The sequence below is a fragment of the Colwellia sp. D2M02 genome (genome assembly GCF_018860755.1).
In the GTDB taxonomy this organism is placed as follows: domain Bacteria; phylum Pseudomonadota; class Gammaproteobacteria; order Enterobacterales; family Alteromonadaceae; genus Colwellia; species Colwellia asteriadis.
In genome coordinates this window covers 384,591-399,689 of record NZ_JAHKPW010000070.1, presented here as the reverse complement: position 1 = coordinate 399,689, position 15,099 = coordinate 384,591, and the positions used below count along the sequence as shown (strand labels likewise).

At 37.3% G+C, this 15,099-nt stretch carries 11 protein-coding genes; 3 read left to right on the top strand and 8 right to left on the bottom strand.

The window, feature by feature from the left end; all coding sequences use genetic code 11:
• The first annotated feature begins 243 nt into the window (after nucleotides 1–243).
• Nucleotides 244–1,044 (top strand): alpha/beta hydrolase, encoded by an 801-nt coding sequence (locus tag KO495_RS14195; protein ID WP_215981046.1) that lies wholly within the window; start codon nucleotides 244–246, stop codon nucleotides 1,042–1,044.
• A 44-nt stretch (nucleotides 1,045–1,088) separates the two neighbouring features.
• On the opposite strand, the gene KO495_RS14190 is transcribed toward KO495_RS14195, so the two are convergent.
• From KO495_RS14190 to KO495_RS14180, 3 genes are all read right to left on the bottom strand, one after another.
• A complete protein-coding gene (locus KO495_RS14190) occupies nucleotides 1,089–1,883 on the bottom strand; it encodes a hypothetical protein (protein WP_215981045.1) in 795 nt (264 codons plus the stop codon).
• 223 nt (nucleotides 1,884–2,106) lie between these two features.
• Nucleotides 2,107–3,405 carry a phosphopyruvate hydratase gene (gene eno, locus KO495_RS14185; RefSeq protein ID WP_215981044.1) on the bottom strand — a complete coding sequence of 433 codons (1,299 nt, stop codon included), beginning with the start codon at nucleotides 3,403–3,405 and terminating at the stop codon, nucleotides 2,107–2,109.
• Between the two features lie 112 nt (nucleotides 3,406–3,517).
• A complete protein-coding gene (locus tag KO495_RS14180; RefSeq protein ID WP_215981043.1) occupies nucleotides 3,518–5,155 on the bottom strand; it encodes a CTP synthase in 1,638 nt (545 codons plus the stop codon).
• A 326-nt stretch (nucleotides 5,156–5,481) separates the two neighbouring features.
• On the opposite strand from KO495_RS14180, the gene KO495_RS14175 reads away from it, so the two are divergent.
• Nucleotides 5,482–6,075: a DUF4202 domain-containing protein gene (locus tag KO495_RS14175; RefSeq protein ID WP_215981042.1), complete on the top strand. Its 594-nt coding sequence runs from the start codon at nucleotides 5,482–5,484 to the stop codon at nucleotides 6,073–6,075.
• A gap of 32 nt (nucleotides 6,076–6,107) precedes the next feature.
• On the opposite strand, the gene KO495_RS14170 is transcribed toward KO495_RS14175, so the two are convergent.
• From KO495_RS14170 to rlmD, 5 genes are all read right to left on the bottom strand, one after another.
• Nucleotides 6,108–6,488: a YbaN family protein gene (locus KO495_RS14170; RefSeq protein ID WP_252738962.1), complete on the bottom strand. Its 381-nt coding sequence runs from the start codon at nucleotides 6,486–6,488 to the stop codon at nucleotides 6,108–6,110.
• Nucleotides 6,489–6,563: 75 nt separating this feature from the next.
• Nucleotides 6,564–7,175: an RNA methyltransferase gene (locus tag KO495_RS14165; protein WP_354668388.1), complete on the bottom strand. Its 612-nt coding sequence runs from the start codon at nucleotides 7,173–7,175 to the stop codon at nucleotides 6,564–6,566.
• A gap of 78 nt (nucleotides 7,176–7,253) precedes the next feature.
• Nucleotides 7,254–8,114: a nucleoside triphosphate pyrophosphohydrolase gene (gene mazG / locus KO495_RS14160; RefSeq protein WP_215981041.1), complete on the bottom strand. Its 861-nt coding sequence runs from the start codon at nucleotides 8,112–8,114 to the stop codon at nucleotides 7,254–7,256.
• Between the two features lie 94 nt (nucleotides 8,115–8,208).
• On the bottom strand, nucleotides 8,209–10,419 hold the full coding sequence (gene relA, locus KO495_RS14155) for a GTP diphosphokinase (RefSeq protein WP_215981040.1): 2,211 nt from the start codon (nucleotides 10,417–10,419) through the stop codon (nucleotides 8,209–8,211).
• 65 nt (nucleotides 10,420–10,484) lie between these two features.
• A complete protein-coding gene (gene rlmD, locus KO495_RS14150; protein WP_215981039.1) occupies nucleotides 10,485–11,900 on the bottom strand; it encodes a 23S rRNA (uracil(1939)-C(5))-methyltransferase RlmD in 1,416 nt (471 codons plus the stop codon).
• Nucleotides 11,901–12,083: 183 nt separating this feature from the next.
• On the opposite strand from rlmD, the gene barA reads away from it, so the two are divergent.
• Nucleotides 12,084–14,906 carry a two-component sensor histidine kinase BarA gene (gene barA, locus KO495_RS14145; protein ID WP_215981038.1) on the top strand — a complete coding sequence of 941 codons (2,823 nt, stop codon included), beginning with the start codon at nucleotides 12,084–12,086 and terminating at the stop codon, nucleotides 14,904–14,906.
• Nucleotides 14,907–15,099: the final 193 nt, after the last annotated feature.

The window sequence follows — 15,099 nt, the reverse complement described above, 5'->3', positions numbered from 1 at the left end:
AAATTTCGCGTCAATAGGGAGCTATTGCAAGTAAATTTAACGAAGACGTCAGGAAAATAGCGGTTAGAGAAACATTTGTTAAGCTGAGCTCAGATTATCTAGCGTTTACCTTATTTTTAGTGGTAACAGATACCCCTTAACTCACCTTGCTATTTTACGCACACACACTAAAAGCTTATTGACAATATTTAAACACCCGTTTAACTTGCTATACCTGTTTACCTGTTATGTTGTCTTTTTTTAATGCAAAAAACTACTGTCAACTTTGTTCATGCCAATGGCTTTCCTGCTGGAAGTTATCAAACACTATTTAGCTACTTCCCTGAAAATATTGAGGTTATTGCACATGAAAAATATGGTCACAACCCAAACTACCCTATTGAAAATAATTGGCAGCATCTTGTTGAAGAGTTAGTAGACTTTATTAAAAGCCAGCAACACAATAATGAGAAGATAATTTGTGTAGGGCACTCTTTTGGCGGTGTTATTTCTTTTATGGCTGCCTGTAAATACCCTGAGCTATTTAAAGGCTTAATTATGCTTGATTCCCCTGTAATTACAGGTTCAACTGCATTGGCGGTTAGATTAATTAAAAAGACACGCCTAATAGATAAGTTCAGCCCCTCAGGTAAAGCAATGACTCGTAGAACTCATTGGCCGTTAGGCACTGATATTGTCGAATTATTTGCTAAAAGAAAGTTATTTAGACATTTCGACAGGCGCTCCTTAGTTGATTATGTTAATAGCGGAGTTGTAGAAAGAAACGCACAGCAAGAGCTAGTGTTTGATGCAAATGTTGAAGCAGATATTTTCAGGCACTTACCTTCAAACTTAGCGAGCTTTAAAGATAAGTTAATCGTACCGGCAACACTTATTTATGCAGAGCAGACCGATGTTTGCCCAAACCCAAAACAAGTGTTTCAACGATTCGCCAAATTAAACAAAAAAGTCACGCTAAAAACAGTCAACGGTGGCCACATGTTTCCACTTGAACAGCCTGAAGAGACTGCTCAATTAATTACAGATATTATCAAAAACGTCTAAAAGCATGAGGTGCGTCCAAGTAACACCCTTTTAGCCTATTTAACTTAGCTAGGTTCGTAAGAAATAACAATGAGTGTTGTTTCTTCACCTGACATTTTTAAACTATAAGTTTCAATATGTGGGACAAAATATAAAGGTAAATTTTCCAAATCATGGCTGAGCTGTGACAAATTACCTGGCAGCTTTTCCATTATATAATATATCTCTCCGCTGTTACCAATTTCAAAGTTTGGCAGCGATTTTTTATAAAATTCGATAACTTCATCAACACTATCGGTTGTCGTAAATGTTGCAACTGGTAGGGTTTTATTACCTGAACTACTTTCCATGCCGTTGATATAATGAGATGTTAAGCTACTTGGGCTGTAGACAGGTAGGGTAATTTTACCTTCTGTACCTTCGCTGGCTTTCTTCATGAAAGCGGCCATTTCTTCCATATTCGCCATCGCTTCAGTACGCTGCTGATCCAGCAAAGCGTTTCGTTCATCATCTGATAATGTTGATAAATCTATGTCACTTTCCGCTTGAGCATATTCAGAGTCATCGCTAGTGCAAGCCTCAAACTTGCTTTGAGGTAAACCAAATATCTCTGGTACCATTTCATCCATGCAATCTCCCTGCAAAGCATCTTTAGGGAAACAAAGTTTTATTGTGTCTGTGTAAGCATTAATAAACTTTTCTTCAGTTATACCTAAGCAGGTACTCAGATCACGTATTTCTCCAGATTTTTTCATCATGCTAACGATCATTTCAACCATTGCATCACTTTCATTTGCTTTGACGGTTAAAATGGTAGTTAGTAGTGCTGTTGCAGTTATGGTGGCGAGCAGTTTTTTCATAAAAAATTCCATTTATATCTGTAATAGATTGATGTTTAGTAATAAATATAGCTAGTAATTCATGCTATATTTAAAGCATAAAAAAAGCACGCTTTCTTTACAGAAACGTGCTTTATATATAGAACTAACACTCAATTAGTACTGCTTTAAGGTGATACTCAGTAACATATTAATCAAAAGTACAAGAACTGAGTAATCAAGCTGATTAGCATCAGGTTTATCTTTACTGGCCTTTAATTTCGCTTAAGCCATTATATACAGCTTTATCACCTAAGAACTCTTCAATACGTAGTAATTGGTTGTACTTAGATACACGGTCACTACGACATAATGAACCCGTTTTGATTTGTCCTGCTGCAGTACCAACGGCTAAATCAGCAATTGTTGCATCTTCAGTTTCACCACTACGATGAGAGATAACAGCAGTGTAACCCGCATCTTTTGCCATACGAATAGCCGCTAATGTTTCTGTTAATGAACCAATTTGGTTAAACTTGATCAAAATAGAGTTAGCGATATTTCTGTCGATACCTTCTTTGAAGATTTTAGTGTTAGTTACGAATAAATCATCACCAACGATTTGTACTTTATCGCCTAATAATTCAGTTTGGTATTTAAAACCATCCCAATCTGACTCATCTAAACCATCTTCAATTGAAACAATTGGGTATTCTTTACAAAGTTCACCTAAGAAGTTAGAGAACTCATTTGAGCTAAATTGCTTACCTTCACCTTTAAGGTCATAAATACCTAACTCTTTGTTGTAGAACTCAGAGGCAGCACAGTCCATCGCTAAAGTGATGTCAGTACCTAATTCATAACCAGCAGCAGCAACCGCTTCTTTAATTACCGCTAATGCATCAGCATTTGACGCTAAGTCAGGTGCAAAACCACCTTCATCACCAACGGCAGTATTTAAGCCTTTTGCCGATAATACTTTCTTTAATGCATGGAAGATTTCTGCGCCCATACGTAATGCTTCAGTAAAGTTTTTAGCGCCAACAGGTTGAACCATAAACTCTTGAATATCAACGTTATTATCAGCATGTTCACCACCATTGATGATATTCATCATAGGCACAGGTAAGCTATAAACACCCGGAGTGCCGTTTAAATCAGCAATGTGCTCGAATAATTGTACGCCTTTATCCATTGCTGCTGCTTTAGCTACCGCTAAAGACACTGCTAAAATTGCATTTGCACCAAATTTTTCTTTGTTTTCTGTACCGTCTAAATCAATCATGATTTGGTCGATTTGACTTTGTTCATGCGAGTTCTGACCAATTAAGGCAGGTGTAATATCATTTTTAATCGCTGCAACGGCTTTTAACACGCCTTTACCTAAATAACGAGACTTATCACCATCGCGTAACTCTAACGCTTCACGTGAACCGGTAGAAGCACCTGATGGTGCTGCTGCACGCCCCCAAGCACCTGACTCTAAATATACGTCTGCTTCAACGGTTGGGTTACCACGAGAGTCCATAATTTCACGGGCGAATATTTTACTGATATTTGACATTATCTTTCCTAAATTTTATTAAATATAACGCTCTCTACTAAAGTGAACGAATTACTTCTGTGTAAAAACAAAAACCGCAGCAAAGGCTACGGTTTCAATAAAAGTGTTTATCTTAGCTATTCTTTTGCTTTTGAAGTGCATAAGAAGCAGCAACAAAACCTTCAAATAACGGGTGTCCGTCACGCGGAGTTGAATTAAACTCTGGGTGGAATTGCCCCGCTATGAACCAAGGGTGATCTGGAATTTCAATCACCTCAACTAAGCTTTTATCTGTCGATAACCCCGAGAACACTAAACCAGCTTTGCTTAATTGTTCACGGTAGTTATTATTTACCTCAAAACGGTGACGGTGTCTTTCATAAATTGTTTCACTACCATATACGTCGCACGCTTTGGTACCTTTCACAAGGTGGCACAATTGTGAGCCTAAACGCATGGTACCACCAAGGTCTGATTCTTCATCACGGTATTCAATTTGGCCTTCTTCGTCTAACCATTCACTGATTAAACCTACCACTGGGTATGGTGTTTCAGCATTAAATTCCGTACTGTGTGCACCAACTAAGCCTGCAACATTACGAGCAAACTCAATTAGCGCCACTTGCATACCTAAACAAATACCTAAATAAGGCACTTTGTTTTCACGTGCGTATTGTGCAGCTAATATTTTACCTTCAACACCACGTTGACCAAATCCACCTGGTACTAAAATAGCATCAAGTTCTTTTAGTATTTCAACGCCTTTCACTTCAACATCTTGAGAGTCAACGTATTTAATATTTACGGTAACTTGGTTTTTCAAACCTGCATGCTTTAACGCTTCATTAACTGATTTATAAGCATCTGGTAGTTCAATGTATTTGCCTACCATACCAACGGTAATTTCACCTTTTGGATTAGCTTCTTGATAAAGTACTTTTTCCCATTCACTTAAATCAGCCTCTGGTACATCTAAACCAAAACGCTTAACCACTAATTCATCGGTTCCTTGTGATTTTAATAACGCTGGAATTTTATAAATGCTGTCAACATCGCGCATTGACACAACGGCTTTTTCTTCAACATTGGTAAATAATGCAATTTTAGCACGTTCAGCATTAGGAATTACACGGTCAGAGCGACAAACTAAAATGTCAGGCAAAATGCCAATTGAGCGTAAATCTTTAACTGAGTGTTGTGTTGGTTTAGTTTTAATTTCACCAGCTGCCGCTAAGAAAGGTACTAATGTTAAATGCATAAACATTGCACGGTCACGGCCGACTTCTAATGCTAACTGACGAATAGCTTCCATAAATGGCTGTGATTCCATATCACCTACAGTACCGCCAATTTCTACCATGGCAATATCGTAACCTTCAGCACCTTCAACAACGCGTCGTTTAATGTCATTGGTAATATGAGGAATAACCTGAATCGTTGCACCTAAAAACTCACCTTTACGCTCACGCGCAAGAATGTCTTGGTAAATTCGACCCGAGGTAAAGTTATTACGTTTAGTCATTTTGGTGCGAATGAAGCGCTCGTAATGACCTAAATCAAGATCCGTTTCTGCACCGTCTTCGGTAACAAATACTTCACCATGTTGTATTGGGCTCATGGTACCCGGATCAACGTTAATATACGGATCCAATTTAAGCATGGTAACCTTTAAACCACGCGCTTCAAGAATTGCTGCAAGTGATGCCGCCGCAATACCCTTACCAAGAGACGATACAACACCGCCAGTTACGAAAATATATCTAGTTGTCATGTCTACACCGATGTTAGAAAAACAGGAATTTTTTTTGCTTAATTAATAACTTATCTTTCGCTTGCATTACACAAAGCTAACCCATAGATGAGAATACTAAGGATTAAATAGTGAAGTTATTGCTTAATAAGCAGGACGGGAAAGTATTATACGTAAAGTCAGTGCTAACGACAATAACAACAAGCAATCTCTTGGAATAATATTTATGCTTTTTACTACTCAAGACAAACTAGGTAAAAATAATAAACTTTATTTGGTAAGTCATAGCTAAGTTTAATTTTCTTATTATAATAAACGCATCTATTTATTATCAATAAAGTCAACATATGACAACTCAATTAGCCAAGGTGTTAAGCGCTATTGATAGCATTAATGCACAAGACCCTAACCAGATTATCTTTAATAATGTATCAACGCCGAAAGAATTAGCATACAGCCAACAAATGAGTGCGTGTTTAGCTCAATATTGGCCTGATGCTAATGAGCTATTAAAAATTGCAGTACATGCTCAACACATACAGCGCTGGCAGTTAAAACGCTCAGATTACCCCGAAGGAAAAGCGGGTTACTATAGCTGGAGAATTGCTCAAGGAAAGCACCACGCGCAACTTACAATGGCTTTAATGTTAGAACAAGGCTACTCTGACGAACAGGCACAAGTTTGTGGTGCAATTATTCGTAAAGAAAACTTAAAAAGTAATAGCGATACGCAAACCCTTGAAGATGTTGCTTGCTTGGTGTTTTTAAGTCATTATTTTGATGAATTTGCTGCAACTTATATAGCGCAAGATAACGAAGCTAAAGTGGTACGCATTGTAAAACTTACTTGGGGGAAAATGTCTGAGCAAGCCCACACTATTGCGTTAGGCTTAACATTACCAGAACATTTAGCGGCATTAGTTGCCAAAGCGTTAAACTAAAAATAGTAAAACTAAAAAGAACGAGGGAATTTTTAACGACTTTCAGGTAGTCGCCATAAAAAAATAAAAGGTCCGGCAATAAGTACAACCACTAAGGCCGTTAACAAAACATTTTTTAACATAAAGGCTGACCAACATACTGATAACACCATAGTGAGTAAAGCAATACGTTTTGCTCGCTTAGGAATTGAACGATGTTTTTGCCAGTCATGAATAAGTGGCCCAAAAGTTTTATTAGCGAGCAAGCGTTGTTGTAATCGCGGTGAGGACTTAGCAAAACAAGCCGCAGCAACCAATAAAAATGGCGTAGTTGGTAATATCGGTAATACAATACCGATCATTGCTAAACCAACAAAGAAAATACCCGTACCTTTTAAAAAAAGTACTTTACCTTTATTACCTAATTGCGCCATATCATAATCTATTAAGTCATCTACTTTTAAATTTTAAGTGTTAATTTCTAGCCAATAACAACTTAGTTTCAGTTATTATTGGCTAGTTACATCTTTCACCTTGACCTTATTATTGGTATCTCTACTTTGACGAATGAGCTCGTTATCTGTTTGCTGCACTTTATTTTGCTGTAAATGTGACTTAGCTAAGCGGTCATAAAGTAGCACGTTAACAGAAGCAGCTAAATTCATACAGCCAACGGTGGGTACATAAACCACGTCATCAGCCATATCTATAACTGCTTGTTTTATTGTGCCATCTTCTGGTCCAAAAATATAAATAGCTTCATCAGGATGTACAAAAGCAGGAAGTGGAATTGCGCCCTCAACTAAATCAACACATATAATTTTCGCATTTGGTGAAATATTTTCAGTTAACGATTTAATATCAATAAAGTTATCAATTCCTTGAAGTGGTATTTTCTGTTGTACATTTTTAGTATCAGTTTTAAGCGTATCTTTATTATGCTTAGCCGCTAATTCATAACGCTTACCGGTATAAAAAACTTGATCTACTTGATAACAACCTGCTGCGCGCATAACAGCACCAACATTGGTTGGGCTTTTAGGGTTAGTTAACCCAATACTAACTTGCTTAGTTGAAGGTCGCTTAATGGTTATGCTGCTTTTCTGTTCATTCAATTGCACGTTATATTACTCATAAAGACTGATATTGATGTTTGTTTTATTGGAATAGCGCTTAGAGATTAGCTAATAACAATGCCACTATTGTTTTTCAAGGCTTTTGACCTGCTGCCAATATTGTTCGAGCTCTGTTAACTGGTGTTGTTCAAAGCCTTTTCCGGACTGAAAAACTTGCTCTTCAACCCCTTGAAAGCGACTAGTAAACTTTTTATTGGCTTGTCGTAAAATGGTTTCAGGATCTGCTTTCGCATGGCGACATAAATTAACCACCGCAAACATTAAATCACCGAGCTCTTCAGTAAGGGCATTATGATTAACAACATCGGCCTTAAGCTCGTCTTTTACTTCCAGCACTTCTTCTTCTATTTTGGCAAAAACATCATGAATGTTATCCCAGTCAAAACCAACGTGCGAACAACGCTTTTGTATTTTGGCTGCCTGTGACAGTGCTGGTAAATTTTTAGGGATATCGGCCAATAAGCTCACTGGTTTATTGGCGCTGCTATTAACGGTGTTTACCTTGGTCGTATTATCACCATCTAAACTCGCTTGTTTTTGTTCGCGCTCTTTAATTTTTTCATTTTCCCAGTTCGCTTTTATCTCAGCATCACTGGTAAAATTAGCACTATCAAATACATGAGGATGGCGACGAATAAGCTTTTCACAAATTGCCTCTATAACGTTATCTAAATCAAAAAGCTGCTGTTCTTGCCCTAGTTGACTATAAAAAACAACTTGAAATAATAAGTCACCTAATTCTTTTTTAAGCTCACTAAAGTCGCCTTGCTCGATAGCATCGACAACTTCATAGGCTTCTTCTAGTGTATGGGCAGTAATTGAAGCAAAATTTTGCTTTAAGTCCCAAGGGCAACCTGTAATAGGGTCACGCAATTGCGCCATTATCCAACGCAGTTTTTTTATTGAAGCTTGATCATTTAACATAGGTTTGATTTACCATTTACTTAACTGTTATCTCGATATTGGTACTAATTATGAGGTTGATATATATCTTGCTAAAGTGCTTAATCATACTTTTTTATAAGCGCTTAACTTGCACAACATCATCAAGCTGTTGAATTTTATCAAGAACCTTCGCTAGGATTTCACTACTTGATACTTCAAGTTTAATATTCATACTCATGGTTTGTTTCGCTTTATCGGTATTACTTTCCATACCAACAATACTAATACGATCATTGGCAATAATGGTTGAAATATCACGCAGTAAACCTTGTCTGTCACTACCAACAATTAATGCTGAAGCTTGATAACTTTGTTTTTGGTCTTGTCCCCACTGCACTTCAACAATACGTTCGGGTTGATTAGTTAGTGCATTAGCAAGCTGTTCACAATCTTTTCTGTGCACAGAAATACCGCGCCCCTGGGTAATAAAACCCGAAATTTCATCGCCTGGTACTGGCTGACAACATTTTGCCATATGAGTTAATAAGTTACCGACTCCTGAAACGGTAATACCATTATCATTTTCGGTATTAACCTTTTTGCTTGTTGCACTCTGACTGACCAAACTTTGCGGGTCGATTTCAGCCTTAGGCTTTGATTTATTATCAAGCTGTGCAAAATAATTAATAATTTGCTGTAAGCGCGCATTTCCTGAGCCTATTGCTGCGTATAAGTCATCCATTGTTTTCATATTAAAGCGTTTGGCCGCTGTTAATAAATCAACCGAGCTAAAATTATGTTTAGCCATTTCTGCGTCAAATAGCTCTTTACCTTGAGCAATATATTTATCACGGTCGAGTAATTTGAAAAAATGCTGAACCTTCGCTCTAGCTCTTGAGGAATGGATATAATTTAAATTAGGATTTAACCAGTCTCTACTGGGGTTAGGCTTTTTACTCGTTAAAATGTCAACCTGATCACCCGTTTGTAACTGGTGCGTAAACGGTACTATTTTTCCAAAAACCTTGGCGCCAATGCAGCAATGCCCTACATTGGAGTGAATGTAATACGCAAAATCAAGTGGTGTTGAGCCCATAGGTAAATCGATAACATCGCCACTTGGGGTGAATACGTATATTCTGTCTTCAAAAACTTGACTGCGTAATTCATCAAGCAATTCACCGCTTTCAGCCACGTCATCTTGCCATTGCAGTATTTTTCTCAACCAACCGATTTTGTCATCAAAACTATTACTTTTTCCGCTCGCACTACCTTCTTTATAGCGCCAATGTGCTGCAACGCCTAGTTCAGCATCATCATCCATCTGCTTCGTTCTTATTTGCACCTCAACCGACTTTCCTTGAGGCCCTAAAACAACAGTATGAATAGACTGGTAACCATTATTTTTGGGTGTTGCAACATAGTCAGAGAACTCTTTTGCTAAATGTTTCCATTGTGTATGCACTATACCTAATGCCGAATAACAATCTTGTACTTCAGCAACAACGATACGTACGGCTCTCACATCAAATAACTGCTCGAAGTCTAATGACTTTTGTTGCATTTTCTTCCAAATGCTATAAATATGCTTTGGACGACCGTAAACCTGTCCGTTAATATTTAACTTATGAAGTTGGTCATTGAGTCCATCAACAAATTCAAGCATATATTGTTCGCGCTCTAAACGCGTTTCATCAAGTAATTTTGCTATTTTTTTATAAACTTGCGGGTGAAGATAGCGAAATGAAATATCTTCTAACTCCCACTTTAACTGACCAATGCCAAGCCTATTCGCTAACGGTGCGTATATATTGGCGCTTTCTTTAGCCGCTAAAACTCGAGTTTCTTCATCACTATTTTTTTTGTTGCGTAAGTCACATAAACGTTCAGCCAACTTAATAACAACTGCTCTAACATCGTCAACCATAGCTAATAACATGCGACGAATATTGTCGACATTCTGGCTAGTTTGCATTTCGCCATGCTGTTGTTGCAACGCTTTAATAGCTGCCATTTTCTCGACACCTTGACATAACGAGCACACTTGCTTTGAAAAGTGCTCTTGTACATAGTCACCGGTTAAGATCTTTTTATCGAGTAATGGTGTTAAAAATGCTGCTGATAATGAATCTGCATCTAGGTTAAGTGCTGCTAAAATTTCAACCATTTCCATGGCATTAGCTAACAAGCTTTCACGCTCTTTGGTTTCATCAAGGTAGAAAGTAGACACATTGAGCCACAATGACGATATTACTTGTCTTTTAGCATCACTCAACTGTAACTGCGACAACCATTGCTCAAAGCTGTTAATTGATACTTGATGAGACTTACGTACCGAAACCATGAATACTCCTTTAACCTTTTTCTATTGCCAACTAAAGTAGGCTTTATATGCGACTTATCAGGTTGTTATAACGTGCGATTTAACAATACCATAGTCTCTACATGCTTTGTTTGGGAAAACATATCTATTAACGAAATTCTCTCAATTGCGTAACCTTGGGAGACTAAAATTTGGCAATCTCTTGCTAGTGTTGTTGGCTCACAGCTAACATATAAAATAGTCGGTATTTTCAACTGAGCGATTTGTTCAACAGCTTGCTCCGCGCCAGCGCGAGCAGGGTCAAGAAGCACCTTATCAAATGCTGTGTCGGCCCACGTCTCGTTTAACCAATCACTATTTAAATCTGCTTGAAAGAACTGACAATTGTTAAGATTATTTTTATTGGCATTATCTTGCGCTTTATCAACCATAGCTTGTACGCCTTCAACACCTACAACCTCTGATACCTGTTGAGCAAGCGCTAAACTAAAGTTTCCTAAACCGCAAAATAAATCCAGCACTTTATCATCTGAAGTTAACTTCAGCCAAGATAAGGCTTGCTCAATCATGACATAATTAATATGTTCATTAACCTGAATAAAGTCGCTGGGTGCAAAATCAATTTGTAAGCCATTCGTTAGCTGATAATTTAACTGGCTGCTTGTTTGACTTAACTGTTCACTTTTTGAACCGACATTAGCTGATTGAAAAGGTTCTTTGTCACTAGGGCATAATGTTTGCTGATGATTGCCATGATCAAAAATAACATGCCATTGATAACGATCAGCGTAACTTTCCCACAAAATCATATCGGCATTACTTAACGGCTTTAATTGCCTAACTACCACGGTTATTTTTTTATCGCTATCTGCCACGTTAGCATAAATAACTTCAAGGTGACCAATAGCAGATTTAATTGTTAATTGAGTAATAAGCTCATTAAAAACGGGGAAAATATCAGTTAATGGTTCCACTAATACTGGACATGACTTAATCGCGGCTAAATGATTTGTCGATTTTTGCCTAAAACCAATGGTCGCTTCATTATGTTTATTAAATTGCACGCCTATTCTTGCTTTACGGCGATAGTGATAAGGTTCCCCTACTAATGCAGGCTGCCAAGGTAGTGATGTCGCGATATTAGCGGGCATCAAGTTTCGTGAAAACAGAGCTGTCACTTTATCTTTTTTAAACTCAATTTGCTGAGAAAACTCACTCATTTGTAAGTCACAACCTCCGCAAACAGAAAAGTGCTGACACTCAGGTTTTACTCTCGCCTCGCTTTGTTCTTTAATCGTTAATAACTTAGCTTTAGCATATTTATTCTTTTGCTCAAAAACCTTTACTTCAACCACCTCTCCAGGTAATGCTCCTTGAATAAACAATGGCTTTTTATTCCAGCGTGAAACTGCAACACCATTCATATCAAGTTTATCAATACGAACAGTTATTTGCTGAGCAGTTTGCTTTGCTTTAACTGCCGGTTTAAAAAAATTTGCCATTATTTACCACTCTACCTTTGCCGCGTAATAACGCGATGAATATTGATTACTTTATGTTTATTAAGAAGAAGTCGCTTGGGTTTGTAACACTAGCTATGCTATGTTTAACCATGGTGCTATGCTATGTAGGGTATTTTACCCTAACCACTGTAAAAAAGTTTACTAATTATATGCAGAAGAAGTATGCCGAAAATAAGTCTTAAAGACTGGGTTATTTTACTCACTATCTTACCAACGACCTTAATTAGTTTTGGTTTAGCTGGCTACTTTTCTTATAGTCGCTCTATCGAGCTAAGTGATCATTTAGAGCAACAAGCAAAGAGCATTATTGAACCTATTGCTATTGCCAGTAAAAATGCCTTATTGAATAAGAATCGTGAAGAATTACGAGAACTTATCAGCATCACCCATCGCAGCCAATCTAGTATAATTAATAGTATTGTCATCTTTGGCGAAGACAATCAAATGATTGTCACAAGTAATTACCACGGTGACGCAAATTTAATGCGCTTACCACAAAAACACCCTGCACTCCTTTCTACTGAAATTGAGCATATCAGTGATTATATAATATTTCGAAGCCCTATTCTCGATGAAAAACAAAACCATAACGATTCCATCAGTAAAAGAAAATCAGTAACAAGCTCCCAAAAAAACTTAGGCTATATTGCCTTGCAGGTTGATAAGGGCAAAATCAATTTCACACAACAAAGTCAATATATTATAGCTTTCACCTTTGCTCTTTTTGCTTCGCTATTAAGCGCTATTTTTGCCATGCGGTTAATTCAAAAAGTAACGAAACCATTAAGCTCGATGGTGGTAGCGATTGATAAGATTAGAGAAGGTAAATTAGAAAGCAGAGTCAGTGGTCAACTTATTGGTGAGTTGAATTTTTTAAAGGGCGGCATTAATGCTATAGCGCAGTCTTTAGATAATTATCAAATGGAGATGCAAACCAGTATCGACCAAGCCACTATTGACTTACGAGACAGCTTAGAGCAGTTTGAAATTCAAAATGTTGAACTAAGTATGGCGAATAAAAAAGCGCAAGAGGCCAGTAAAGTAAAGTCTGAATTTTTAGCTAATATGAGTCATGAGTTAAGAACCCCCCTCAATGGCGTTATTGGCTTTACTCGCCAGGTATTAAAAACACCATTATCAGACAATCAACGTGAATATTTACAAATAATAGAGCGTTCAGCTAATAACCTACTAAGAATTATTAATGATATTTTAGACTTCTCTAAGCTTGATGCCGGTAAAATGGTTATCGAAAACATCCCTTTTTCTTTAAGGGAGTCTCTTGAAGAAACGTTGACGTTAATTGCACCATCTGCACATAAAAAGAATATTGAGTTATCCGTTAATATAGCCAACACATTACCAGACTCATTAGTGGGCGATATTATGCGCATCAAGCAAATTGTCACTAATTTAATTGCTAATGCAATAAAGTTTACCCAAGAAGGCAGCGTCACAATAGAAATTGGGCCTGAACAAATTACAGATGAGCAACGTGAAACGCTTGGCGATAAAGCCATTCGTCTTAAAATTACCGTAACCGATACTGGTATCGGTATGACAGAGCAGCAGCAACGCACTATTTTTGATGCTTTCACTCAAGCAGATCAAAGTATTACTCGCCTATACGGCGGCACCGGTTTAGGTTTAGTGATTTCGCAACGCTTAGCACAAGAAATGCAGGGTGATATTGCTTTTAATAGCGAGAAAAAAGTTGGTTCAAGTTTCTGGTTTACCTTCCAGTGTGAGATAAACCCAATACCGTTAGTTATCGAATTAGATAATCATCACCTAACAAATAAGTCAGTACTTTATTACGAAGAAAACCAACATAGCCATATTGCTACGAGTAAAATACTACAGCAATGGCATATGAATATAGTCAGTGCTTCTAACCCGCATCAACTGGCACAAATATTATCACATAATGAACAAGCCCAAAAAGGCTTTGATTATGCGCTTATAGGTCACAGCCATACTGCAACAGCGCTAAGTGCATTGAAAAAAACCATAGCACAAGTCCAACCTAGAGCTGATAAAATTTACTTGGCACTGAATAGTAACTCTCCAAGCTTACAGGAAGCGCTTATCGCTAGTGGCGCAGTAAACTGTATAAGTAAACCATTAACACCAATAAATTTAAGCAGAGCGTTACAGCCAAAAACAAAAAATGAGCAACTCTCAATAACTAAATCAAAACGGAAGATACTACCAATTAAAGTACTTGCGGTTGATGACAATGAAGCGAACTTAAAACTCATCCAAGCCTTATTACTTGAACAAGTTAGTGAGGTTGTATTGGCAGAAAATGGTAAACAAGCAGTAGAGCTATGCCAAAAAGAAGCTTTCTCGTTAATCTTTATGGATATTCAAATGCCTATAATGGACGGTATTAGCGCACTTAAAGCGATAAAAAACACGGTGCATAACGACTCAACAGCCATTATTGCCGTCACTGCGCATGCGCTCAGTGGAGAGAGAGAAAAAATGCATCAACAAGGCTTCAATGCTTATATGACCAAGCCTATTGATGAAACTATGTTAAGTCATATTATTTACGAGTATTGCGATATCGAGCATTTCATCAACGAAGAAGCTAATATCCAAGCAAAAAAAGTAAGCGTACAAGAAACCTATAATAATGGCATAGTCAATTGGGATCTAGCGTTAAAACGTAGTGCCAATAAAGAAGTGTTAGCTCAAGAAATGTTTTCAAGCCTCATTAATAGCTTATTAGAAACTCAAGCAAGTATCATTAACGCGGTTCAAGAAGATAATATTGATGAATTAAAAAGGCTAATACATAAACTTAATGGTGCATGTTGTTATACTGGCACACCAAATTTAGCCAATATCGTGTCACAATTAGAAACACAATTAAAACTAGGGATCAGTGTTAATGAGTTAGAGCCTGAGTTTCTAGAGTTTTTCGAGCACATCGAGCAGCTGATTAATTACGCCCCGTCGATACTTGCTAAAAATTAATCTAATACGTTAACTTAATACATTAACTTAATACATTAATTTAACAGTAAAAATTTCAGTGACATTACCGCTAAACTTAAAACTAGAAGATATGGTATAAAGCTTCACTTGTTCTAATGTTGACAAATAAAAACGACTATTGGATAAAGTAATAATAGAGGAAATCGGTAGAATACTAACTAACCTGAACTCG

Excerpts from the sequence above, each read along its gene's own strand:
- relA (WP_215981040.1), bottom strand. The coding sequence starts at position 10,419 with ATGGTTTCGGTACGTAAGTCTCATCAAGTATCAATTAACAGCTTTGAG.
- KO495_RS14175 (WP_215981042.1), top strand. The coding sequence starts at position 5,482 with ATGACAACTCAATTAGCCAAGGTGTTAAGCGCTATTGATAGCATTAAT.
- KO495_RS14195 (WP_215981046.1), top strand. The coding sequence starts at position 244 with ATGCAAAAAACTACTGTCAACTTTGTTCATGCCAATGGCTTTCCTGCT.
- rlmD (WP_215981039.1), bottom strand. The coding sequence starts at position 11,900 with ATGGCAAATTTTTTTAAACCGGCAGTTAAAGCAAAGCAAACTGCTCAG.
- KO495_RS14190 (WP_215981045.1), bottom strand. The coding sequence starts at position 1,883 with ATGAAAAAACTGCTCGCCACCATAACTGCAACAGCACTACTAACTACC.
- barA (WP_215981038.1), top strand. The coding sequence starts at position 12,084 with ATGCCGAAAATAAGTCTTAAAGACTGGGTTATTTTACTCACTATCTTA.
- KO495_RS14180 (WP_215981043.1), bottom strand. The coding sequence starts at position 5,155 with ATGACAACTAGATATATTTTCGTAACTGGCGGTGTTGTATCGTCTCTT.
- KO495_RS14170 (WP_252738962.1), bottom strand. The coding sequence starts at position 6,488 with ATGGCGCAATTAGGTAATAAAGGTAAAGTACTTTTTTTAAAAGGTACG.
- eno (WP_215981044.1), bottom strand. The coding sequence starts at position 3,405 with ATGTCAAATATCAGTAAAATATTCGCCCGTGAAATTATGGACTCTCGT.
- mazG (WP_215981041.1), bottom strand. The coding sequence starts at position 8,114 with ATGTTAAATGATCAAGCTTCAATAAAAAAACTGCGTTGGATAATGGCG.